Raw genomic sequence first — 23,529 nt, forward strand, 5'->3', positions numbered from 1 at the left:
TTGTAATTCAGGCTCTAAAAGCCACAGAACTTTATGGCGCTTCATGCACTGTTTGAAGCTATGCAAGAAGATGAAAAAGAACTGGCTGATTACCATTTAGCTGACCAGTTTAAGCGTAAATAACAATATTGGATTACAGGAATTTCTATGCCTAAACATCTAATCGTTACTGAGTTTGAGTTGAAGTGTTTATTAGATAGGCTCGAAGAGTGTATTGAATTGGCTTGTAGTGCTGAATGTGATGAATACATTAAGTCAGTTAAAAGAGATTGCAATGCTGCAATGAGGATTGCAAAGCGAAACAACTTTGAGATCAATAAAAGCATTGTAGATGTAGCAAACCGAAAATATTTTTAGATTGGTAAAAATGAATCATGGATAAACAAGTAGCCGAACATATAAAAGCATCTAAACAATCTGGTTTAGATGGTACAGCAGAGTTTATCCAAGAGCTTTTTGATTCTCATGAGCGCCTAAAGAAAAAGTATACGGATGAAGTAAAAAAGAATGCTTATATTTCCGTAACAGGCAAGTCAATTAAAGGTATCTGGTCAGATGGTATTGTGGACGCTATTGAAACGCTTTGCCCTGATTATGATGAAAACTCAGAAATAAATGTAGGTGAGTTGCTTCAACATAGCATTGAGTTAGCTCACCAATAAATATTGGGATGATTTGTTAAAAAATGTCGGATATAAATGAATTAGAAAATCAGCTTGAAGAAGCGAATGAGAAAGTAGCTTATTTGATAGGGAAATACGCTTGTGTTATGCAGCATGGACGACTCACCAGAAACAATAGAAGCTGCAAAAAATACACTTGAGACACTTAGTTAATTGCTAAATTGAAATGACCATGGAATTGTATGACTTTGATATTCCACCATGTCCCAAGTGCGGCAAGGATGAAATGATTCATAAATGTATATCTCAGGTTCCTGGTACCGCACAATTTAGAAAAAATGGTTGGTATTGTGAATCATGTGGAATTGGCCCATTGCAATTAGGCTCGTTTAGTGAAGCAGAAGCGGCAAGAACAGCTTTGGTTTTAATGAATAAGTAATATTGGATTACATATGGCAGAAAATATTATCGATTTTTCAAAAATGCAGTTAATCGAGCAGGTCAAAAGTAAAATCAGATTTATAGTTGGAAAAAACGTCGAGGCTTAAACATGAAAAGTAATGAGATATTAGGATTTATATATGGTGTTACCTTTTTAATAGGTATAGCGATAATTTCTCTTGGTTCGTTCACTAGTCTCTTTTCTTTGCCATTTGAAGGGTTTTTAAGTAGCAAACACTTCGACACTCTGGGCAATTCATTAGAGCCATTATTATTGTTTCTTGGATACTTCGCGTTGTTTAAATCAGCGCTGCTTGGCTCTAGTTTTATTGCTGCCAAGGCATTAAAACTTAATGTTAGGTTTATACAGTTTCCTGTACCTATTTTTACACTGACTAAATAGTTGGAAAACATAACTTATGCCCTTAACACCTGATCACATTCACGAAGAACGTAGCGAAGCGATTAAAAATTCGTTTATGGGGTGTGAGTTCTTTCAATTAAAAGTTGGTTGGCCTGTTAGCTCTGACTCTGCTCATATTGAATTAATTCAAGAGGGGACAGGTTCATTTTTGGAGCTAACAAAAATTTTAGATAGTAACGAGCATTTGAGAACTGTAACTATTTGGATTAAGGGTGGTAAACACCTAAAGACAACTAAACATAAAAGAAGATTATTTTGGCTTGGTGGTGACAATATTTCAAAGCTAAAGGCTAAAGAAATATTACATGCGGCTAAACCTAGAATTTAAGCATTGGAAAAACGGAAAAAGGATTCAAGGTATGATAGGTGAAAGATTTTTGGCTCCTATTAATAGAGCTGACACAGTTGAAGGAATAGTAACAAGCTACAACGAAGATTCAGGTTTTGTAACTTTGATCACTGATGATGGTGAATCATGGAAAGGTTATGAATATCAGTTAGAAACAATTACCCCATTGGAATACAAAAATGAACGAAGTGAGCTTAACTGACCAGCAAAAAGAAGATTATATAGCTGAATGCAATCAATTTAGAAGAATGAAAACGGCTATACGAAATAAAGATTTATCAGCAGTTCAAAAAAGCATTGCGTATATTGAGCTAAGTAAAAAAGTGCTTGATAAAAATAGTGCTATCGCCTTGAACTATGAGTGTAGTGGCCGCGGTTTACCAGCCCACAGTTATTACGGTGATATAGCTTTCTACAAAAGCATTACGGGTAGCATAGACGGTATAGAACACTTAATTAATGAAGATTACCTTTTAAAGATTAAAGCTAACAATGATCGTTATGAAGCTGGTAGAGCAAAATGGGATAGTGGAGATATTACAGAGGTAAATGTTTCCCTATCACCTGAACAAGCTAAATTTGCGCTATGGATTGAGGACAACACGCCTTACTTAATGAAGCTCTTTGACTTTAATGAGCGCTCATATTTACCCGAAGAAGTTGAAAAGTATTTATCAGTCGCTTCAAGCAGTGAAGAAATTATGGCTCGTTTCGTTATTGGTGTTTGGCGACATGACAATGAATTAGATTTTAACTTTGTTGATGCGGCTAAATCGCTGGACGATAAGCAAATGAAAATCATAACGGATTGGTTATCTGATCCATTTTGGCCTTAAAAGTTAGCGTAGCGGAATGACTAAATGCCTATTTATAAAGTAGTAAAAGACGTTGTTGGGTACGAATTTAAGAAAGTGATAATTCGTAAGTCTAGGGATAATGACATTCATCACCCGTATTATTTTGTATATGGTCTTTTATTTGATTCATTAAATGTTGATGAATTAGTTATTGATGATAGCAAAGGCATGATAAAACGATTTCGCAATATAGACTCTGCGGTTAAAACGGTTGAAAAAATATTAGCTAATAACACAGTGATAAACAAAGCTATTGAGCTTAAATTAGAGTGATTGGAAATACGGTATGTGGGCGATTATTAGTACAAGTAAGAACTTAAAGTTTTTTGACCTCAAAGGTACTACAGCAAAAGAAATAGAAGGTCTCAGCTATTTTGTAAAGCACAAAGGGAATGTACCAGAAATTCCCTTTGAACATAACTTTGCTGTAACAACGCTAATTGAACACGGAGTGCCTTTATTTATCAATAAAGCCGATGCAAGAAGCGAGGCAGTGGCTTTGAATTTAACGGGATTTAAGTACTTAAAATTAACTCCCACTATCATTAAGTTTTAGTAATTGGAAAAAGGTAATAAACGAAAATTATAGGAAAAGGAAGTGAAATGGAAATACTTGAAAAAATCAAAGCTAATATTTACCAAGAGTATTCATTTATTAATGTACATCTTTCAAATAAGGATATTTCGACTAAAGAACTGGTCTTTTATTTAAAACTTTTTTCAGTGTTAATTATTATTTCAAGTAAAGGAACTAAAAGCCAAATAGATTTATTATCTAAATTAAAAAGTCATTCAAACCAACCTGGTTTAAAAAATAGGTTGTATGCAAAACTAGCAAGAAATCTTTTGTCTGAAATTAGTTATAGTTCTAAGAGATTGTCATGCAAACTCCTTGATCATAAGCTGAACAACGGTCCTCCTTTGATCGTAGATAATATTCATACAACGGGTTCAATTGAGTTTACTATTGCTCTTGGGGCTTTACTATCAACAGAAATACTATCGAAAGTGGATGTAAAAGATATCATCAATTTGGTCTGTGAGTATTTCAAATCGCTAGTTATTATCAAAAATAATGAGAAAGTAGCAACTGCTTACTTCGACGAAAACACTCTGAGTTTAATAAAAGAGTATGATGAAGTAAAAATTGAGTTTCTAAACAAAGATGGTTCTGGCGTAAGTTTTGATCTTCGCAAAAAGTAAGATAAGTGGACATTGAAATCAAAATTAATAGGAGCTGTATCAAATGGCTAATACTAAAAAAATTACTAACGCTCTTTTGAAGCTTGATCGCTTGATAAGTGAAATTGATGTGTGTGACGATGAATCGCAAAAGCATGTTGAACAATTGTGTGAAGTACGCGACCAGATCACCAACGCCTTAGACGAATAACTACCATTAGAATACTAAAATGAAACTCAGTCAGCCAACAAATGAATGTGAGGGTTTGAATTTGATAGCTAATTCTAAGCCAGATCAATCAGTATCAATAACTGACGAAGTAGATATTCAGTTCATGGATGGTGATTTTTTACCTAAAGATACATTTTGGATTGATTAAATAGAGATATTAAAACCAATTTAGAATTTATCAATCAGAACTAAGGCAGGCTGGACGCGGCGCTTTAGGTTCTTCAGAAAGTAAAGATGACCGTCAGCAAGCAAACGAGCAACGTGAGAGCGGTAGTTCTCTTTTTTATTAGATATCGGATTAAATGACTCATGCGTATAGGGGTTTTGCGCCCATCCCCTCGAAAATAACCTTAGCCTGAATTCTGGAGTTTTTTTCTAACTCTAATAACTGTACTACGGCTTACCCCAACAGCTTCAGCAGTTTTGTTTATGCTGAAACCTGCTTTAGTAAATGAGGCAATTCTTTCGTGGTTTTCTAGATCAGGTTGTCGGCCTTGGTACAAACCTTTCTTTTGCGCCTTAACGATACCTTCTCTTTGCTTGCGTTCCCGTTCTCGATATTCCTTATAGGCACTTGCTGCTAATATTTCTAACAACATATTGTTTATAGCGTTAAGTATCGAGCGCATAAATTCATCGCTTGGGAATCTACCAAATGTTAAATGACTCGTTGGTAAATCAAGGCTAACTATATTGATCCCTTTTTCATTAATAGAAGCTACTAAGGTTTTCCAGTCTTCAGGGCTTAATCGAGTTAAACGGTCAACAGACTCTACCAGCAATACATCACCAGACTCAGACTCATCTAATAAACGGATCAGTTCTGGTCTATCAAGTGAGTTGCCCGATTTATTTTCTATATAAAAAGAAGCAATTCGTTTATCAAAACCAGATACGAATTCTTTTAACGTGTTTTTTGCTCGATTGGCATCTTGCTCAGATGTTGATGCTCTTAAATATGCTCTTATGAACATTTTTGCCTAACTAGGTCTATTTAGATGGTGTCATATCATATAGGTTTATTTAAGTGGTGTCATTATGATATTTACTGTGATATATTATTAGTATCATTAGGGTGTACCTTAATAAACATGGATAAATAACCAGTTATACAACTTGTCTTTTTTTATTTGATAATAGAGTTTGACTCTCAGTTAATAACTTATATAGGTCACCTAGATGACATACATATCACTAACAGAAGAACAAGAAATTGAGTTTGTGTGCGCCTTACAAGATCGCATCAATCAATATAAGAAATTATTAGCCGATAGTAAAAAGCTAGGATCGGAAGGTGGTAACGAATCGTACCAACGAGATATTGATATTTGTATAGAGATGCTTAAAAAAGTTGGTTTTGAATATATTCTTCACGAGCAACCCTCAACAAATATCAATAATTACCACTGATCATGTGACACATGGATAAGAGACTTTGAGATTTTCATCACTTCAGAAAGATATTTTGTTTGTGCTGTAAGCAATGTAGGAAAAGGGGTCTAAAGCTCAAGTACCTATTGTGCAACTTTTGGACTTGATTAACAAGAGCCGGTCAACGGAGATCTTAGATACAAATTTCCGAACATCAGCTCATATGTTAAATGAAAAAAAGGGTTTGATAAAGCCATCTTATTTTTGAACAAGTCAATAACATACAATTTTAATAATAGCATCCAGTGTGATATATACACCTTATAAGTATGAACAAACAGGAAGTTGAATGACACATCAATCAAAAGAAAATAAGCACACAAATTACAATAAAAAAAGAGGTTCAACTCCGTTAAGAGTACAATTAACGCCTAGTGATAATGCTGAGTTGTGGGAAGAAATCAAGTCAGATCTGAACAATAAATCTGGCAATGCAAAGCTTGGTATCCTTGAGCTATGGCGTTACGCAAAAAAAAATGGTTATTTTGATCATTAAACTTGCCAAAGTCGTGTAACACGACTATTGTTAAGTTAAGTCATTTATTTAAGTGGACTTAACGAATGAATAGTAAAACACGGAAGTATGTCGTTAATATCAATAGGTTAGTTATTTTTCTGTTAATTGTTGTGGGTATGCTATTTGATAACAACATTTGCGGCATTATTGCTGCTGGATATTGGCTTTGGTTGCCAAATATTACTCGATTAGAAGTATATTTGTTTGAATCAGGATCAGGCAAATCACTAAAGCGCAAGGAGAAGACTTAAGCGACCAGGCAAAAACGAAATTATTCTAAACATTAGTATTTCATCAAGAGAATGAATAGATTTGGAGTTAATGTAGGAAAAAATCAGGATAATAGAAATATATAGGAAATAGTATTTAGTTCTAAGGAAATATTATGCGCTATTCAATAGTTACAAATAACCTTGATGCAGTAGAGTCACCTAGCGACAAGCAAGTTGAACTAATCGAAAATATACTCAAAAGTGGCACGAGTGAATGGCATCAACAGCAAGTCTATTTTAGTTACCTACGAGAGAGAAACTACTGGATTTTGTGCAAATGCAATGGCCGAGCCCTAATACATGTAAAGAGTGGACCAAATTACTATTATTTGTTTTCTCGCAATTCTGAAAAAAGAGTTGAGCATCAAAGAGAGTGTCAGTTTAGAGCTATTGCTTCTACTAACTCAAAAGAAAAAGGAGACATCAAAACAATTACAGGAACAGATTATGATTTTTTTATAGAAAAATCGAGTGAGCACTCTCTTTCTAATAAGAGGGAAAACCCTTCTCGAGGCATTCGCAGCCGCCAGTCGAAGCTTTTTAAGTTAATTCGTCATGTAATGAGAAACGCCGAAAACCATCATATCATTAATGGATGTCTAAATGGCTACCAAACAGAAAAAGATAAATTTTTAATGGCAGCAAAAGAAATTAAATTGGGTGGCATACATTTGCATGAAGTGACATTCTTTCAACAGAGTAGAGCCAGTTTAAAGTATGTCAGAGATAAATTATTTAATACTAAATTCAAGCAAGGTCATCACAAAACAGCATTCCTCATTTGGATTGCCGATAGTTACGAATTAAACAACAACACATTGAGTTTTAACTATAACAAAGATAAATCAATGTCACTCAATGAATGCAGGGCATTATTGCACCACGCTCGCGGAGATAGGGAAGACGGCCCGTTTTTTATCGCTGCGCTTTATAAATACGGCAAAAATAAAGATGGAAAAATGTGTTTCAGTTTTCCGAGCGCATATGTAGTGCCGATTCTCAGTAAACATTCCTGGATGATTTGTGATAGCAATTATGAAAGAGAAATGGCTTATGCTTTATCTAGTTTTGCAAAGATCGAATTTAAAAATATAGGAATAACATCTGTAATTGAAAAACCGATAGAACCTTTAAAGGACATAGGCGAAAACAATATTATTCCAGATTTCGATATAAGAGTAGGTGACAAGCGCAAATTTATCGAAGTAATGGGCTATCGAACATTAGACTATATAGAGAGGAAAGAGCGGGTAGTCCCGTTAATGGAACGTGTTGCTCCTGTTGACGAATTCATAGCACACAGATTTAGTAATAAAGAGGAACGCCAAAAAACTATGTTCAAGTATGCAGTAAAGATTTTCAAAGAATTGTCTTGAGAGATTGTTAGATATCATTTGCCAACTACAAACAATAACCGTAATAGCTTATCCAGCTAGAAGTAGCAGTGCATCATAGACACGGAATTTAAAGAGCAGCTTGTTATATCTAAAATAAAACAGTGAGAAAACGATTCGCAAGGCTACGGTATATATTACCCTCACAAAAAAACCACCACTCAATCACTTAAACACTTCTAACCTGACTAAAAATATTCAAAAACAAATGATAGTCAGTTTTTTGACTAACCAAATGTGGCACCATATATGCTTAAAGTTTGTTCACCTATTACTAAAGGATGGAACAATTATGATAAAAGAACTGGCTTTCACACTATTAACGACAATTTCAGGTGCGCAGGAAATTAGTAATCAAACGGTCTATTCAGCCGTTATGCACCAACATACAAAAAGCAGTAATAATACTATAACGAATGGCATCAAGTTAAACGAAGGCACCGAACAATATAGCTTTGCAGGTAAGAAGGGAAGTAAAATACGCCTGTAATTCGCAGAGTGAATCCTATCGTTTATTATTGTTCCGATTTAGGTGGCGATCGGTAAATTATTGCCACCTAAGCCGGAAAAAAATATTTTTATTGTTATTTCCATTTCCAAACAGTTACTATTCATTCTAGGCAGTAATTATATGGAAATAGTGATGGCTCAACCCTACGAAAGTTTATCTGATGAAGAACTCTTACCATTAATAAAAAAATGGAAAGATAACCCAAGTGAATACACAAAAATATTAGTTTCGCGTATTTACCCTACAATCTATTCTCTCACCAAACCCCAGGTTGAGAAATTTAACGTAAAAAACGACATTTCATTTTCAGCAACATCGGTCGTAAACGAAATATTTCTCAAAATGCATAATGGCTCACGGAAGCACGACTTAGATACACTAAGAGGTTTTTATGAACTCTTAGGGCAAATAGTTATTTCTTCATTGCTCGATCGAAAGAGAAAACTTACCTGTCAAAAACGAATGCCAGATTTTTACAAACCAAACGAAAGTGTAGCAACACTTGAAACGGTATGTGACATAGAGCTCATATACGATGGTTTAAATAAGTTAAGCCACAGTGAACCATTCATTGCTGAAAAAATGTCATTAAAGCTCTACAGTGCTAAGAATAATGAACAAATCGCGGCTATAACAAATTCTTCAATCAGTACTGTTGAAAAGCACCTTAGGCATGGAAAACGACTGATGAACGCCATTATTGAGGGTGTTGAAATAGGTTATTGAACTCCATGAAAGCGAATTTGAATGCATCAAAAAGAAATATAACAATCAGTGACATATTAGATGAAATAGAATTTTTACCACAACATGAAATCCATAAGTACCTAGAGGAAAAGTACAAAGACAATTCGATCCTGGTAAAAACAGTTAAAAGGATAATGGATATTGATAGCGCAGGAAAAGAGTCATATACATCAATCATTCGGCACCAATCCGCATGCTTATTAAAACATTTTAATCCTGAAAGTTATATTGGTAAGGTGTTTGGAGAGTGGGTAGCGGAAAGAGTTATTCATGTAACGGCCAAAAGCGCTGTCTATCAAGCCTCCCCAGCTGATAAAACGTACTCTCAAAAAGCGGCGATTAAAATAACACTACCGACGTTTGAAGTGCTAATGGGAAGTGAAAACACTTCTATGCAAGCTCACTATATATCAAACCTTAAGCACCCTAATATAGTTGAAGGGTATGGTAAAGGACAGCTAAATAACGGAGTAAGTTACGTTATTATGGAATATCTTACCAATACTAATATCGTTCAACACTGCAGTCAGAATACTTTATCATCGAGTCAAATCTTCAATCTCTTTATAGAGATTTGTTCAGCTGTTGAACATATGCATAGGTTGGGCTGTGTGCATTGTGATTTAAAGCCGGCAAACATATTCATGAGCGTGAATAACATTCCAAAAATTATCGATTTTGATCTTTCATTGGCGACTAACAAGAAACTCCACGAGAACTTTAGTTATAACAATGTAAAGGGTCACACGAGAAAATACGCAGCCCCAGAACTATTGAATGGAAAAGGAATATCTTCACCATTATCCGATGTTTATTCATTAGGTGTTGTATTTGCGGAAATGTTAACCGGTTTATTTGATATTCAACTAAGCTCAATTCCTGAAAAGTTACAAAATAAATTTAAGGGTTACGGACGCTTAAAAGAGTTAACTAGTATTATAGAAAAAGCAACATCTAAGAAGTCAGAGGATAGGTATCACAGTGTTAAAGAAATGAGACAAGATGTTAGCCGCCTCATGTCAAGGCAAAGTATCACCACAAGCTACTTAAAGAAAGCAAGCTTTTCTTATAAAGCAAACTTTACCATCAGAAAATATTATAAATCCATTTCTTTTATTACGATCATTGTAATTGCGTTATTTATTGGAATGTATACATACGTAAAAAATAACAATGAAACTAAAGAATACCTTAGCTTGTTAGTCGCTAACTCGTCTCCAACTTTACTAGAAGGAAATTCACGTCTATTAAGAAAAGCCCAAGAAGTATATGAATCAACTTACCTAATTAAAGCTAATCACTATGAACAATTGATTTTATATGGTGACATATTTTATTCTCGAGGGAATGGTAAGCAAGCGGAAAAGTTTTACCGTAAAGCAGTCGATTTATACCCAAATCTCATGGACGATAAGCGAATAAATGCGACAACAAAACTAGCTGAAGCTATTTTCTCACAAGGAAGAAGGGTCGATGCTAACCAAGTGATATATCCTTACGGCGAAAGTATCTTCACTGACAGAGTTACGTCACCTTACCTAATCAAAATGTTATTAGTAGCCTTAGAAATTAACAACAGGTTCTTTCGGAATACAGTTTTTTCTATTTTCGATGAAAAAAACCAAGGGAAACATTACGATATTTTATCAAATATCGGTGATGTTGATTTTCCTGAAGCTATGAAACAAAGCATTGAAGATGAAGTTGTACTGGCAAAAATAAAAGCAAAATACTACTCCTTTTCAGGGGATATTGTAAGTATTACAGTAAATATCAGCGAAGATAAATTTTTAACTGAAATAAAACCTTTTTTGTTGGAGTGCGCCAAAGAACTAAAAAAAATTGTACAGCAAGACTTTGTCTCAGGCAGTGAAATAACCCCATTGAAGCCTGAAATATACTTATGGTTATCGCGATGTGAATCTGAAGCTGGAAATGATAGCGAGGCTATGGTTTATCATAACCTAGGAATTCAGCTAACAGAGAGAATATATGGACACAACCACCAGAAAACCGCACATGCTTACGACGTAGGTTATTCTGTTTATAGAAATAAATACCCGATTAAAGCAAGAGAAATGGTATTGGCCTCAATAAAAATAAGGAGGTGGCTCCTTAAAACAGGTAGAGGATCAGACTCGCTTAGATTGTTTTCCCACATGCTGTTATTTGATTCATACGTATATGAAGGAGAAATCCAAAAGACATTTAGTCTACTGGATGAGGCATGGGAAATTTACTCATCTTTTAAAAACCCGACTTTAATTGATGATGATCTAATAGCGACAATGTTCGCCTATTTTGCAGAAGAGTTTTATTACTTATATAAACCCACTGAATATAGAGAGACATATTTACGATATCATAAGATATTTAAAAAGCTGGACCCTGATATAAATTACACACACTTTGATGGTATGACAGCATCTCACGAGATAGCAGAAAATATAGAAAATCAAATAATCAATATTATAAATGAAAACGACTATGTTAATTTATCACCTTCTGAAATACATACCTCTGCAGGAAGTTACGGTTTTACACAGATTCGTGTTTTGGCAATAGAATGCTTGAAATATAAAGAGTGTGACATAGAAGCAAGAAAAAAAGACCTTCAATTGGCAGATGAAAAAATATTCTACGGCGATATTAAATTTCAAGACAAAAGTACAGACCTATTAAGTAGATTATTATCCACATATGCATGGATAAAGTATAAAGATTTGGAAAGAGCCAATACACAGTTAGTTATTGCTGAGGATATCGCCAAAAGAAATAAAGCTAATAATGAGCTTAATGATATCGTTAAGAATTTAAGAAAAGAAATTACAAAACAAGAAGGCGGTTTAAGTAGCCTTTAATCATTTACTCTATTTTGGCTTCAAGCTTAATATTTTCTTCATCCAATACGGTGTCACAACAGTAAGACAATGAGTTATTTCTTAGAGGTACAAATTAAAGTTATATACTAAGCAATATAAGCTAACGAATAGGCGAATATTGCCAGCTTAACGTGTAGTAGCTCATATTTTATCTTACAGTTTCGATGGCTAGGTTTAGACTTAATCTGACAGGCAGCTATGAGCTGAAACGGACGTTTAAGTTTTATAAATTCTTTTTATTTCTTTTCATAACTAACAACTTGCCCCTATAGTCATGAAAACGACCCAATGGGTTGTTTTTATGTCTTGTAGAAAACACAACAGTTATAAAAATACGATATGTAGCAGCATCTTGGGGTTCTAGGGATTTTCCCCTCTAAAGTAACATAAATCGCCACAACCCTCGCAGTTAATGGCTTGTGGAGCTGGGTTACCTTTCATTTTAGACTTCATTTTCAACAATAGGCCTAGTTATTTCCTGTAAATCAGGTAGTTTGCGGTTACTAGCGAACTGATAAGTGCCGCTCAGATTAATGTTCTGCCATGCAACGGGTGATACTTGTCGAGTTATTGCTGCTTTTTCCTCGTCACCAACTTCTTCAAAGTGCAGTAATAGATGACTTAGGATCATCGAGTTAAAGTAGATAATAGCATTTGCCGTCAAACGGGCACACTCGTTCCAGACGACTATTTCTGATTCGTTTTTTCCACGGAACTGGTCACGATTGACCGATGCAATAGCTCGCCTGAGGAAATGCCAGGCTTCGCCTCGGTTCAGTGCTCGTTGAACATATTGGCGCAGACTTGCATCATCAATATAATCAAGTAAATATTGGGCTTTGATGAGCCTATTATATTCCGTTAATGCTTGTAATATAGGGTGTCTAGATGGATAACCAGATAATTTGCGTACTAGCAATGCCTGTGTTGTGCGTTTTTCTTGAAGGGATAACACAATACGCTGAATATCCTGCCAGCCTTCTTCAATCACATTCATTTTTATCGGCTTTTTCAGCGCCAGATGCGTGTTTCCGTCGTCGCTTTCAGTTACGTTAAATAGGTCATTGATCACACTGGTGAACTGAGCATACCTAGGCGCAAAACTATAACCGCATAAATCCAATAAGGCATAATTAACATGATTAACACCATGGGTGTCGGTTGAGAGGACATCTGGCTTAAGATCACTAGTATTAGATTGTAGTAAGTCGTAAATATAATGGGACTCATGCTCATTAGATCCTATGATACGGGCATTTAACGCACTATGATTGGCAACTAACGTCATGGCCGTAATACCTTTGTTGGTGCCGAAGTATTTCGAGGAGTAGCGAGTTTTAAAAGTCTCAAGGTGAGTTTCAAATTTTTGCCCATCGGTACTGGCGTGCAGGACGTCTTCTTGGATGTGATAGTGGCGGAAAATAGGGAGTGCCGCTACTGCGTTATTGATGATATCACTAGCCTCTTGCAAGGTTTCAGGCCTAATATAATTAGCTTGTATAGTGCTTAGATGCTCATAACTGCGATCAGATATTTGTGCCATCCCATATACGCCGCGATGTGTCGCATTCGCAATTAGAATAGCCAATAAATCATCCTGATTGGCGCCTACTTGTTTTTGTATTGGCAGCACGTGTGCGAAGCATTGCATAAAGTTGGTTTCTTGTTCAACATAACGCAACACATCAGCAATACTGACGGGGATCATTTGTTTAAAGAAAGGGTTGTTGACAAGTGATTGGGAGCCTTTAACTGGCAGTCGCCATCGTGTGCCACTTCGGCTCTTCATGATCACATTGCGGTTATCACCATTATCAATGTGACGAGCAACATCTTCTAGGGATGTTGTTAAGCGTATTTGTTTTACTTGCAGTAGCTTCTGAATCGGCTGCTTTAGCTTTTCCAATGTTGATGATGCCAATAGATCAGGCTGTATTGACGATGCAATTAAGTCGTCTTCTAGCGCACGATATTTAGTGACGTTTGATAAGTAAATTCGACCATTAAGCCGAGAAGCCAGTTGACGGTAAAGCAACCATTCGTATCGCTGTGGATGAACAACATCCTTGTTAATTAACCATGGACGATGTTTTTGTTGGATAAGTGTACTATCCATTGTTTGCAATGTATTACCTGCTAATAGTTCTGTTTTTGTGGTTTTGAGCTGGGTCACTAATGCTTCTGAGCCTTTACCTGCTTGGCATTCAAGACATAGAAACACGGGCCTTAATAACTGCTCAATTAACCCGTTTTGATCATCATAATATTGCCATTGATATTCTTCTACCGTGCGTTTTTGCTTTTTTAAGTACAGGCATAGCGTTTCTATATCTTGGTTATTCATTACACTTAATGCTTGTTGCCTAACCGTTGCAAATGGTTGATTATCGTCGATACTGTCATCAACAAACAGATGCAGTAATTCTGCGGCTTTGGTGACATTGTCTGCAGCTGACCTCCATGAGTCAAACACTGCCTGTTGGGCAAACGCATGCGCAGCTTCTTGTTGTTTACGGATATGATGAATAAACCCATCAGCCAATCGCTCTAGGCTTTGCCGTATGCGTTGAGTCAGAAAACACAGCAACCATAGGTGTTGCTGTGGACGCTTAAAGCGTTTTAGTTTACTGCCATAATAATCCACCATTTCACCGAAGTGTTGTTGGTTTTTAGACGATAAGGCTAAGCCCTTAACAGCATTATCAATCTGTCTTGTATAAGGCTGTAACTGATGATACACCGTCAGTTCTTTTTTTAGCTCTGTCACCATAACGCTTTTTGCACCGGCTCGAAGCTGGCTTAAGGAGAGCCCATCTTTGTCATCGATAATAGTATTTAGAAATCCGTGTAGTTCAGATGAAACATGAATACGAAGCTTATTATTTAACGCCTTCTTGACCTGTTGGATAACACGACTGATAAGCTTTTGTAAGACAGTATATTTAGGGATGGCAATTCTATGCGTTGCTAGATATTCAGCGGCTGCATCGAATAGATAACGAGGCTCAAGCCAAGCTTTGCCGACCATAACAAGATGTTCGTACAGCGGCGCAAAGTGCAGACTTTCGTCCCATTTCTGATAGTTTAATAACCTCAGTATTCTTTGATATATACGGTCACGCTGCATCTTATTAATGCTGAAAGGCCTGATCCCTTTGCCTCCTTGAACTTGCGTTGAAATAAACTGCATATCGTCAAAGATGAGGTTAAAGCTAGGTGAAAGAATCACAGGCTTAGACTTAAAATACCCTAATAACGCAATGAAATAGCATCGGTGGTTCCTTAGGCGAATACTTTTCAACTCTGTTAACTCGATCTCGTTTGGCGTAAAATACAATCGTTGTTGTTCAAGTGATAATAGCGGCGGAGAATATAGATCAAGCTGCTCAGCTTTGGTAAGAATTGATAGTTCGTTTTTTATAGCCATAGGAATTAAATTAAGTTTAAGGGGTTGTTAACCTCATAATTTGCCATACTTTGGAGAAGTAACCCACCTTTGTATGCCTTTAAATATGGTGAGTATGGCGATTTATGTTACTTTAGAGGGGAAAATCCCTAGAACCCCTTATGTACAGCTAATTGAACTTTTCCTTCCGAGCTATCGGTGCGGCTTTCATAACTCTCTTTAACTTCCTTCCAGTAACGTTTGATTGTGCTTAGTGAGTAATGGGAGCAAGAGCTGGCTACGCGCTCTTGTGTTGGTTTTGCGCCTGATCGAGCAACCTCTTCAAAAGCTTTCAAAATCTCACCTAAAGTTCGCTCCCGCTTTTTATTTGCTACATACAACGCAGCTTGACGTTGCTTTTCTTTTTGGTCCATGTCATGAGGCAATGACATAACACCTCTATTCCCTTTGCTTCCTTGATATTTATTCCAGCTAAACGTAGCTATGCTTTTTGCAATCGCCTTCACCTGGCTTGAAGGCAAATCACTGTCCTCTTTGAAGCCCTTACCTCTAAACTTATTCTCAAGCTCACATTCAGCTAATACAGCTTTGTAAAATCCTTCCATATCATTAGCCAGTCGATATCGCTGCACTTGGTTGTAAGCTGCGAATCGAACTTTGTGAAATAAACTCAGGTTACGAGATTCAGGGTTGGGATTTTCTTTATCCCCTCGCTTATAAACGCTCCAATCAGGGGTAGCGAACTCCGCTAGTTCTTTTAACTTATATACTCTAGAGTGAATAAACTCAGTATTAAATGCAGGGTGGAAGGGGTTCTTTGAGACTACATTATTGAAAGCGGCTCTATCAGCTCCCAGCTTTTTACACAATCCATAATATACAGCTTTGGCATATTGAATTGGTCCATCTTTTACAATTACATCACTATTGACTGTCTTTATTAAAACGTCATCAATCCGGTACAGTAAATGTACTTTCCTGTTATTTTTATTACGTATGATAACGTTAGGAATTGGTGTTTCTTCATTGTCCCATAAAGACTCATCTTCATGATCTATGTCAATAATAAACACCTTGTAATTGCATGGAGGGTTTAATTGCACATACTGACGCTTGAATGCGTCCCGTCTAGGAAGTTGAAATCCTGCGGTTTTATTATCAGAGCAAAACGGCGCATAAGGGGCGCTATAATAAAGATCTCGCCTTACCTCATGTTCATGTAAAAACTGTCTATTTAGCGCTTGCAATTCTACTCACTCCCATAGAATAGAAGCAGCCAATAGAGCAATCGCGCCCGATAGGTACATCAAGATATAATTGAGATAGCTTGCACGCTTCCTTACCAATGCTCATCATCTGACTGAAATCAGTAGAAGGATGTTTACGGTAAAGCTGTCTTATTATCTTCTGGTTATTATCAACTTCGCTCTTTATCAAAGTAACCTCGCGGTACAGGTTCAACTGTACTTATTGCCGCGAGCTTAGGGGAAGTAAATGTGGGGAACACGATTGCCGAACGAACAGCGTTCGCCAATCGAACGAACAGTGTTCGTTTGTTCGATTTTGAATTGACATCAAACACAGGACAGGCCATACTTATCCCGACTTTTAGGGGTTTTTGCTCTGTCAGGTTTGTTTGCAAGCACATTTGACTACTCCGCTAAGCCCTTGTAAAACCGCTGTTCGCACCAGCGGTTTTCGCTTTTCTGGCTTATTGAAATTCTACAGTTACACTTTTAAAGCCTATTTCTCTGGCATCAACAAGCGCGCCGTTTATTCTTTTATACACTTTTTCTTGATCAGTCCTGGCTCTTGTTATCTTTTCTTGAGCTCCATTCAAGCGCTCAAATACCAGTAACCATCTATCTTGTTCCATAGGAGCAGGGACCACTGAAGCTTTCTTCAAAAGCCCCTCATGGTACAGTTCTCTTAAAATTCTTATTTCCAACGCCCGCTCCTCAAATACGAATGCACGATAATGCACTTTTATGAGCATATCAGATAACTATACATGATCAAGATCTTTTTTTTCACACACTACAACGATCTCAACATGCACAAAAGAAAACTATTTACATACTTATTAAATATATATAAAGTACTTATGATACACTTTATATATACTTTATAAGTTACTAATAACTATAAATCAGGAAGGTCATATGCAAGTGATTTCTGTATGGTCCCCGAAAGGAGGGGTCGGAAAAACAACCTTAACAGCGCATTTAGCTGACTGTTTAACCGTGCAACACGGTAAGAAAGTCATAGCTTATGATGCCGATCCCCAGCTGGCACTTTTCAATACATACAAGAGAGGTGGGTTCGCTTTTGATGTAACAGATAGTTATCCAAGCGAACGGCCTAACTGTGATTTCTTTATTGTTGACTTCCGGCCAACTGCAAACCTAAGTAGCCATGAAAAAACGATTATCCAGAATAGCTCTGTAGTTGTTGTTCCCGTTAGAGCATCTCGCCTCGATTTAGATAGTGCGAAAGCAGTCAATAATCTAGCTCCAGAAAAGCGAGTGATCAATGTTCTAAGTTGCTTCGACAAAAGAGTCAGCGATCAAAAAGAAGTTAGAACTCATTTAGCGCCAGAACACGAGCTAATTAGTTACTTAGCAATATATGCAAGAACCATGAATGACTACAAAACTATTTTCACACGCGACACCGATAACTTAAACGGAACAACCAGAGCCCGAAATGAAGTAAAAACTCTGGTTACAAAAATCTTGGAGAAGTCTAATGGCTAAGGACTGGATAACAGAATCCAAATCTGACTCTAAAAGCAGTTGGGAGTCTGGTTCAAATAATAAAGAAGTAAAAATGGGCAGACCTTCTATTCCTGAAGAGAAAAAAAGAAAGCCCAGGTTTACTATGAACATGAATGACTCTGAATATAAATTAATAGAAGAAGCAGCTGAACAGCTTGGTGTTCCAGTCGCTGTTTATATAAGGCAGCAAGCACTATTAGCCGCAGAGAAGCAAATATCGAAAAAGAGCTAACATATTAGAATCACTTTAGAAGTACTTTTAAATCACTTATAAAGTACTTAATATATTTATTTAATTAATTCTCAATTTGGCATGCCAAATTGGACTTCCCGCTGGTTCTATAGGCACATGCCATAGCCTTTTTTTGGCGACTGTGACATTCTTAGTTAAAAACCAAAAAGAACACCTCTGTAGACCCCAATTTTAAAGGGGTCTCTATTAGGCCTTTTCTTTTGGTCCTTTGTTAATTCATCTTGTATATATAGCGCAGTGTGACATGAATAATTTGGTTCATAAATACCTAAAAAAACACGGACCAGCTTTGAGCTCTGAGATAACTGAGTACCTAGTTAACACGTTAAAATTAACTCCGGATGCAGCGAGACAAAGAGTATCTAGGGCTGGCGGTGACGTTTTACGATTAGATCTGTCGTTTCCGAGACGAGCCAAATTTCTTTTCCTAAAGGAACAATCCGGTAGCAATTTGTATTGGGTTCGCCTGGAACTAGCTTTACTGTCAACTAACTCTGCTTATGGTTTTGCCATAACAGCATTGAGCGAAAGGGGCGGTGTTATGCCAAGGCACCATTTTGAAATAGCCTGCGGCGCTCCTATTAAACAAAAAAAACATCTAGCTGCCGAAGTTGTACTCAATAAATTAAAATCTGCAAATCTACTTAAAGAAATACACGTCGAAGGTATAGGACCCTGCATATACCTAGGGCTTCATGTAAATCACATTGAAACATTAATACCGGCAATGAAAGCGAGGTTATTTACCGAAGAACTAGTTCTTCGTGGGGTTAAAAGCTGGATGCGAAAACTTGGGTTTATCTCATACGACAAAGTTTCTGTTCGTTCCTTGGAAAAAAACCCTACGGTAAGTACCACAGCCTGGGACTTGGCAGGCCCATCTTATCTAAGCCCTCTTGTAACTTTCCCGAACAACAGCTCAAAACCCAACCCAGGTTTTGTTGTATGTGACATTCTACTTAATCATGAGGTTAGCGAGTCTGGAATTGCTCCATATTTACAAAAGCTAAATGCACTTAGATGTTTAAAAAATGTAGGTAAGCAACTCTGCTTCTTTTTTGCTCACTCTTTCAGCGATGCAGCATTTAAGAAACTTAAGTCCCAAGGTATTTCTCCAGCAACGACCTCAGCAGTTTTTGATAACGAAACAGCACGAGGCTTAAGAGAACTAACAGACATACTTTCAGAGGTTGCTATCCGCTCTATTGAGCCTGAAAAAATCGATATTATATTTAACTCATTAGGAAAAATTGAAGGTGCCGCTAGTAGATTAAGGGGGGCGTTATTTGAATACATAATAGCTGAAACTATGCGAGCTGAGTATTCTCACCCTGTAGAACTGAACCGACTTTGCCAAACCCCCAAAGGAATCAAAGAAGCTGATGTTATATGCTCCAACCATCGGGAAGTCAGGTTCATCGAGGGAAAAGGGTATGGGTTTAACAAGCAAGTATCGGGTGATGATGTCAAATACTGGCTCTCTGAGCAGATACCAATATTTAGAGCCTTCGCCCTGGCGCATCCGGATTGGAGAGACCGAGATCTAGTTTTTGAATTCTGGACTTCAAGTATGTTTGAAGAGGAAGCTATTACGAAACTAAATATAGCTCAGCAGAACACAAAACAATATAAAATTGTGTACAGAGATTATAGAGACGTTTCGAGAAAAATAAGAGACTCAAAGAACAAGGCTTTGATAAAAACCTTTGGCGATCATTTTGTGAATCACCCATTGAATAACATTAATTAAATACTTAAAAAGCACTTTAAAAGTATTTAATAAGTACTTTTTAAGTATTTTATATACTTCTAAATTAGGCATGCCTAATTTTACTTTATGCCTAACTCTGTATGATAGTTAATCAACGTCGTATATCGATACTCAAAGCTATTCAATACATTTCGGTCATCTTCCTGGACGGATGAAATATATTTCTCAACGTATCCGGTAAACTGCTTAGTGATATGCTCTTCTTTATCAACTAACTTTCGACCAGCTGCTTTGCTACGCAAAACAAATACATCATCAGCCACATGACGTTCATCTTTAATAAGAAGAGCTTTAGAGTAATCTAGGCCCATCCCTTTTATGTGCCTATTTTTTCTGTCGACTTGAAGAATGAAAGAAGCTTCGTGCCTTATGTGGGATCGTACAGGTATAGCAAACATCAGGCCTTGTATAGTGATTTTGACTACACCGTGCCCGCGAACTTTATTATCAATATCAAGCCAACAACCGGCTTTCATGTCAAAGTCTAATGCTTGTTCTACACGTACATTATCAGTATAAAATGAGGGGGATAATTTCTTTAATTCCACTTCGTCTCCATACGAAAAACCCCAGTCTTAAACTGGGGTTTTCGGTAGCAAATACAAGGAATTTAGGTTTTTAACGTGGGGATGTTCCTACCGCCACAACAAACAAGGAATTTGGGTTTTTAACGTGGGGATGTTCCTACCGCCACAAGCTACACCTATATTATGGGGTATCTTATACCAATTTGCAACTATCTCCATAACAGGCAGAAAAGCTAGCACTCCTGATATAGTAAGATAGCTTTGTTTAAAGTCATCCGCGTAACACCAAAGTGCTTCGCAACCTCACCTTTAGTTATAGAAGGGGTTTTGCGCCCATCCCCTCGAAATTAACCTTAGCTTGAATTTTCACGCTTAGAGTAACTTTTCGTACCATTGGACTTCACCCCTTGAATAACACAGTTTGTATTATTTAGCCCATCCCCTCGAAATCGGCATTAGTATTCTTAAGTAATAATACACAGTGGTAAACTATCTTATGAAAAGTTTACCACTTTAGTCGCTTAAATCGGCTTTATGGTAATGTTAAGCAGTTGACTGGTAAACATTAACCTCATTGATTAAGGTATGCTGATTAAAAATAACAAGAAAGGCTTACCACTATTTCTTCATCAAACACCAAGCGTATACAAATTCTCAGCGAATCAGAAATCAACGAACTCTATGCCTTACCCAATTTTAACCGTAAAGATCGTGATGATTATTTTTCGTTAGATAGTGAAACTCAAAGGCTCGTCAACGAATTAAGACGTATTGAAACCAGAGTGTATTTTATCTTACTGCTTGGTTACTTTAGGTCACGGCCAATAGTATTTAATTTCTCATTTACTCAAGTCAGTAATGATTTAGATTATGTAAGATCCAAGTATTTCAGCGATAAAGATATGTCTCTTGAGGATTTATCACCAACAACAAAAACTAAGCTGATTAATAAGTTATTAAAATATACAGGGTTTACAGCGTACCAAAGCAAGTTAGATAAAGAGCCGCTATTAAAAAGGCTTAACGATGTTGTAAAAATCAACCTTGAACCAAGGTATGTTTTTGATGAATGTATTGCTTATTTTGGTCAAAACAGAATAGCGCTAGCTGGTTATACAACGCTGCAAGACACTATTTCTACGGTATTATCAAATGAGCGTAACCGAATTGAAATGGTGCTGCTTGATAGTTTGTCTTCAGGTACCAGAAAAACATTACTTAAATTACTTGAGTCAAATAATACCTTTACTGACTTAGCCAAGTTAAAGAAAATGGCTAAGGACTTTTCAACGAGCCAAATCACCCAAGAGCTGAAGACGCATAAAATTATACGCTCGCTTTATCCAGAAATTAAGTCACTGATTGCTGAACTGGAGCTATCACCTAAAAATCTTGAATACTATGCTTCACTGGTAAAGCACAAGTCCGTTTATAAGCTTAGAAGACACGCAGATAGCCAAACTATTTTATATCTCGTTTGTTACTTGTTCTTCAGGTACCGAGAGACTAACGACAATCTTGTTGCTGCATTTATTTACTTGGTAAGGAAGTTAACCGAATCAGCTAAAGGCTATGCAAAGCAGCGTATTGTTGAAGATGTAACCATTGTAAGAACCAAATTAAAATCCGCTGGTAGTTTATTAAAGTACTTCATCGATACCGATATGGACGATGATTTAAGCTTTGGTGATGTACGTAAAAAAGCCTTTGAATTGATCCCTGCTGACAGTATTAAACTGTTAAGTGATCACTTAGATAATAACGACTTTGATGGCCGTCAGTACGAATGGCAATTTATTGATAAACAATCCAGTAAAATTAGAAAACTTATCCGCTCATTATTTATGTCTATCGATATTGAGTTCATTCATTTAAAGGATGAACTCCATGAGCAGTATGTTATGGCACATTCTGAACTTAGTGAATTAAAGGCTATCCAAACCATTAACATCGATGTGGTACCTAAACATGACCGAGAGTATTTAGAGGGAGAAAATACCAAATTAATTGCTAATCGATTTGAGTATTTCCTTTATCGTAAAGCCGAACAATTATTTCACAGTAATAGCTTAACGGTGAAAGAAAGCGTTAATAACCGTAGTTTAACGTCAGATCTTATACAACCTAAAGAATGGCAGCAAAAAGAGACAATCATTGAAAACACTGGCCTTGATAAGCTGGCAACACCGATTAACCAAACACTCGCAGATAAGAGCCAACAATTAGAAGTTAAGCTGAAGGAAGCAAGCGAGCATATCTTTAGTGGTGATAATAAGTATGTTGAGTTTATTCCTGGCAAAGCCGAACTCAAGTGGTCAATTCCTAACAGCCGTTGGCAACAAACAATTGAAAACCCGCTCTACAATCAAATTCAACACATGGGTATCGTTGAACTCATGTTGTTTGTTGATCAAAAGACAGGTTACTTAAATTCATTTACACACATATCAGCAACTAAAGAAAAATCACCAGTAAATAAAGAAGATCTGATCGCCTGTATATTGGCAAACGGCACCAATTACGGCCTATATAAAATGGCGAATATCTCTGACCGTTCAATGGGTAAATTACGCAGTGTAGATGATAGTTATGTCAGATATGAAACACTCAAAACGTCTAATGATCAGGTTTCTAATGCTATAGCCACGTTGCCAATATTTGCCTATTACCATGTGGACGATAATCAGTTGTTTTCAAGCATTGATGGTCAAAAATTTGAGTGTCGCATAAATACGTTTAAGGCTCGGTATTCGTCTAAGTACTTCTCCAAAGGTAAAGGTGTTTCAGCATTAACATTGGTTTCTAATCATGTTCCGGTGAGTACGCAAGTCATTGGCGCTAACGAATATGAAGGTCACTTTGCTTTTGACTTACTCTATAACAACTCTTCAGATATACAGCCTAATACCTTATCGACCGATACGCATGGTACC

27 protein-coding genes are annotated in these 23,529 nt (G+C 36.7%); 21 read left to right on the forward strand and 6 right to left on the reverse strand.

Annotated features, from left to right (window positions below):
- Window positions 1-147: 147 nt before the first annotated feature.
- From IE199_RS21285 to IE199_RS21295, 3 genes are all read left to right on the forward strand, one after another.
- Window positions 148-357 carry a hypothetical protein gene (locus IE199_RS21285; RefSeq protein WP_189774859.1) on the forward strand — a complete coding sequence of 70 codons (210 nt, stop codon included), beginning with the start codon at window positions 148-150 and terminating at the stop codon, window positions 355-357.
- A 17-nt stretch (window positions 358-374) separates the two neighbouring features.
- On the forward strand, window positions 375-662 hold the full coding sequence (locus IE199_RS21290; RefSeq protein WP_189774861.1) for a hypothetical protein: 288 nt from the start codon (window positions 375-377) through the stop codon (window positions 660-662).
- Between the two features lie 247 nt (window positions 663-909).
- Window positions 910-1,062: a hypothetical protein gene (locus tag IE199_RS21295; RefSeq protein WP_229854898.1), complete on the forward strand. Its 153-nt coding sequence runs from the start codon at window positions 910-912 to the stop codon at window positions 1,060-1,062.
- A gap of 80 nt (window positions 1,063-1,142) precedes the next feature.
- On the opposite strand, the gene IE199_RS21300 is transcribed toward IE199_RS21295, so the two are convergent.
- The gene (locus tag IE199_RS21300; RefSeq protein WP_189774863.1) at window positions 1,143-1,478 is read right to left on the reverse strand and encodes a hypothetical protein; all 336 of its coding nucleotides are present in this window, start codon (window positions 1,476-1,478) and stop codon (window positions 1,143-1,145) included.
- A gap of 5 nt (window positions 1,479-1,483) precedes the next feature.
- Between IE199_RS21300 and IE199_RS21305 the strand changes: the two genes are divergently transcribed.
- Genes IE199_RS21305 through IE199_RS21335 form a run of 7 tightly spaced genes read left to right on the forward strand, consistent with a single transcriptional unit; the run spans window position 1,484 to window position 4,087 of the window.
- Window positions 1,484-1,816 carry a hypothetical protein gene (locus tag IE199_RS21305; protein ID WP_189774865.1) on the forward strand — a complete coding sequence of 111 codons (333 nt, stop codon included), beginning with the start codon at window positions 1,484-1,486 and terminating at the stop codon, window positions 1,814-1,816.
- A 31-nt stretch (window positions 1,817-1,847) separates the two neighbouring features.
- Window positions 1,848-2,039 carry a hypothetical protein gene (locus IE199_RS21310; protein ID WP_189774867.1) on the forward strand — a complete coding sequence of 64 codons (192 nt, stop codon included), beginning with the start codon at window positions 1,848-1,850 and terminating at the stop codon, window positions 2,037-2,039.
- A complete protein-coding gene (locus IE199_RS22025; RefSeq protein WP_229854899.1) occupies window positions 2,017-2,673 on the forward strand; it encodes a hypothetical protein in 657 nt (218 codons plus the stop codon). Before IE199_RS21310 ends, IE199_RS22025 begins: the two co-directional genes overlap by 23 nt.
- Window positions 2,674-2,697: 24 nt before the next feature.
- Window positions 2,698-2,967: a hypothetical protein gene (locus tag IE199_RS21320; RefSeq protein ID WP_189774869.1), complete on the forward strand. Its 270-nt coding sequence runs from the start codon at window positions 2,698-2,700 to the stop codon at window positions 2,965-2,967.
- Window positions 2,968-2,980: 13 nt separating this feature from the next.
- Window positions 2,981-3,250 carry a hypothetical protein gene (locus IE199_RS21325; protein ID WP_189774871.1) on the forward strand — a complete coding sequence of 90 codons (270 nt, stop codon included), beginning with the start codon at window positions 2,981-2,983 and terminating at the stop codon, window positions 3,248-3,250.
- Between the two features lie 47 nt (window positions 3,251-3,297).
- Window positions 3,298-3,897 carry a hypothetical protein gene (locus tag IE199_RS21330; protein ID WP_189774873.1) on the forward strand — a complete coding sequence of 200 codons (600 nt, stop codon included), beginning with the start codon at window positions 3,298-3,300 and terminating at the stop codon, window positions 3,895-3,897.
- Window positions 3,898-3,940: 43 nt separating this feature from the next.
- The gene (locus tag IE199_RS21335; RefSeq protein ID WP_189774875.1) at window positions 3,941-4,087 is read left to right on the forward strand and encodes a hypothetical protein; all 147 of its coding nucleotides are present in this window, start codon (window positions 3,941-3,943) and stop codon (window positions 4,085-4,087) included.
- A gap of 371 nt (window positions 4,088-4,458) precedes the next feature.
- Here IE199_RS21335 and IE199_RS21340 read toward each other — a convergent pair whose 3' ends face one another.
- Window positions 4,459-5,082, reverse strand: coding sequence for a recombinase family protein (locus IE199_RS21340; RefSeq protein ID WP_189774877.1), 624 nt, complete (start codon window positions 5,080-5,082; stop codon window positions 4,459-4,461).
- A 205-nt stretch (window positions 5,083-5,287) separates the two neighbouring features.
- Here IE199_RS21340 and IE199_RS21345 point away from each other — a divergent pair, with 205 nt between their 5' ends.
- The 7 genes from IE199_RS21345 to IE199_RS21375 all read left to right on the forward strand — a co-directional run bounded on the left by IE199_RS21345 (window position 5,288) and on the right by IE199_RS21375 (window position 11,841).
- Window positions 5,288-5,518 carry a hypothetical protein gene (locus IE199_RS21345; RefSeq protein ID WP_189774878.1) on the forward strand — a complete coding sequence of 77 codons (231 nt, stop codon included), beginning with the start codon at window positions 5,288-5,290 and terminating at the stop codon, window positions 5,516-5,518.
- 310 nt (window positions 5,519-5,828) lie between these two features.
- Window positions 5,829-6,035: a hypothetical protein gene (locus IE199_RS21350; protein ID WP_189774880.1), complete on the forward strand. Its 207-nt coding sequence runs from the start codon at window positions 5,829-5,831 to the stop codon at window positions 6,033-6,035.
- Window positions 6,036-6,100: 65 nt separating this feature from the next.
- Complete coding sequence (locus IE199_RS21355) at window positions 6,101-6,307, forward strand: hypothetical protein (RefSeq protein WP_189774882.1); 207 nt, start codon at window positions 6,101-6,103, stop codon at window positions 6,305-6,307.
- Between the two features lie 134 nt (window positions 6,308-6,441).
- Window positions 6,442-7,704 carry a hypothetical protein gene (locus IE199_RS21360; protein ID WP_189774884.1) on the forward strand — a complete coding sequence of 421 codons (1,263 nt, stop codon included), beginning with the start codon at window positions 6,442-6,444 and terminating at the stop codon, window positions 7,702-7,704.
- Between the two features lie 310 nt (window positions 7,705-8,014).
- The gene (locus IE199_RS21365) at window positions 8,015-8,212 is read left to right on the forward strand and encodes a hypothetical protein (protein ID WP_189774886.1); all 198 of its coding nucleotides are present in this window, start codon (window positions 8,015-8,017) and stop codon (window positions 8,210-8,212) included.
- A gap of 42 nt (window positions 8,213-8,254) precedes the next feature.
- Window positions 8,255-8,959 (forward strand): ECF-type sigma factor, encoded by a 705-nt coding sequence (locus tag IE199_RS21370; RefSeq protein ID WP_189774888.1) that lies wholly within the window; start codon window positions 8,255-8,257, stop codon window positions 8,957-8,959.
- 5 nt (window positions 8,960-8,964) lie between these two features.
- A complete protein-coding gene (locus IE199_RS21375; RefSeq protein WP_189774890.1) occupies window positions 8,965-11,841 on the forward strand; it encodes a serine/threonine-protein kinase in 2,877 nt (958 codons plus the stop codon).
- 463 nt (window positions 11,842-12,304) lie between these two features.
- On the opposite strand, the gene IE199_RS21380 is transcribed toward IE199_RS21375, so the two are convergent.
- The 3 genes from IE199_RS21380 to IE199_RS21390 all read right to left on the reverse strand — a co-directional run bounded on the left by IE199_RS21380 (window position 12,305) and on the right by IE199_RS21390 (window position 17,216).
- Window positions 12,305-15,289: a Tn3-like element ISKox2 family transposase gene (locus tag IE199_RS21380; protein ID WP_008126957.1), complete on the reverse strand. Its 2,985-nt coding sequence runs from the start codon at window positions 15,287-15,289 to the stop codon at window positions 12,305-12,307.
- A 128-nt stretch (window positions 15,290-15,417) separates the two neighbouring features.
- Complete coding sequence (locus tag IE199_RS21385) at window positions 15,418-16,515, reverse strand: replication initiation protein (protein ID WP_189774893.1); 1,098 nt, start codon at window positions 16,513-16,515, stop codon at window positions 15,418-15,420.
- A gap of 464 nt (window positions 16,516-16,979) precedes the next feature.
- Window positions 16,980-17,216 carry a plasmid replication protein RepB gene (locus tag IE199_RS21390; RefSeq protein WP_188731851.1) on the reverse strand — a complete coding sequence of 79 codons (237 nt, stop codon included), beginning with the start codon at window positions 17,214-17,216 and terminating at the stop codon, window positions 16,980-16,982.
- 214 nt (window positions 17,217-17,430) lie between these two features.
- Between IE199_RS21390 and IE199_RS21395 the strand changes: the two genes are divergently transcribed.
- The 3 genes from IE199_RS21395 to IE199_RS21405 all read left to right on the forward strand — a co-directional run bounded on the left by IE199_RS21395 (window position 17,431) and on the right by IE199_RS21405 (window position 20,048).
- A complete protein-coding gene (locus IE199_RS21395; protein ID WP_189774895.1) occupies window positions 17,431-18,024 on the forward strand; it encodes a ParA family protein in 594 nt (197 codons plus the stop codon).
- On the forward strand, window positions 18,017-18,277 hold the full coding sequence (locus IE199_RS21400; RefSeq protein WP_189774897.1) for a hypothetical protein: 261 nt from the start codon (window positions 18,017-18,019) through the stop codon (window positions 18,275-18,277). Before IE199_RS21395 ends, IE199_RS21400 begins: the two co-directional genes overlap by 8 nt.
- A gap of 265 nt (window positions 18,278-18,542) precedes the next feature.
- Window positions 18,543-20,048 (forward strand): hypothetical protein, encoded by a 1,506-nt coding sequence (locus tag IE199_RS21405; protein ID WP_189774899.1) that lies wholly within the window; start codon window positions 18,543-18,545, stop codon window positions 20,046-20,048.
- Between the two features lie 80 nt (window positions 20,049-20,128).
- On the opposite strand, the gene tenpIN is transcribed toward IE199_RS21405, so the two are convergent.
- Window positions 20,129-20,617, reverse strand: coding sequence for a type III toxin-antitoxin system TenpIN family toxin (gene tenpIN, locus IE199_RS21410; protein WP_189774901.1), 489 nt, complete (start codon window positions 20,615-20,617; stop codon window positions 20,129-20,131).
- Window positions 20,618-21,246: 629 nt separating this feature from the next.
- On the opposite strand from tenpIN, the gene IE199_RS21415 reads away from it, so the two are divergent.
- A partial coding sequence (locus IE199_RS21415; RefSeq protein ID WP_268245338.1) for a Tn3 family transposase occupies window positions 21,247-23,529 on the forward strand: 2,283 nt, incomplete at its 3' end.

Origin of the sequence: Thalassotalea marina (assembly GCF_014656435.1) — a bacterium.
GTDB lineage: Bacteria > Pseudomonadota > Gammaproteobacteria > Enterobacterales > Alteromonadaceae > Thalassotalea_C > Thalassotalea_C marina.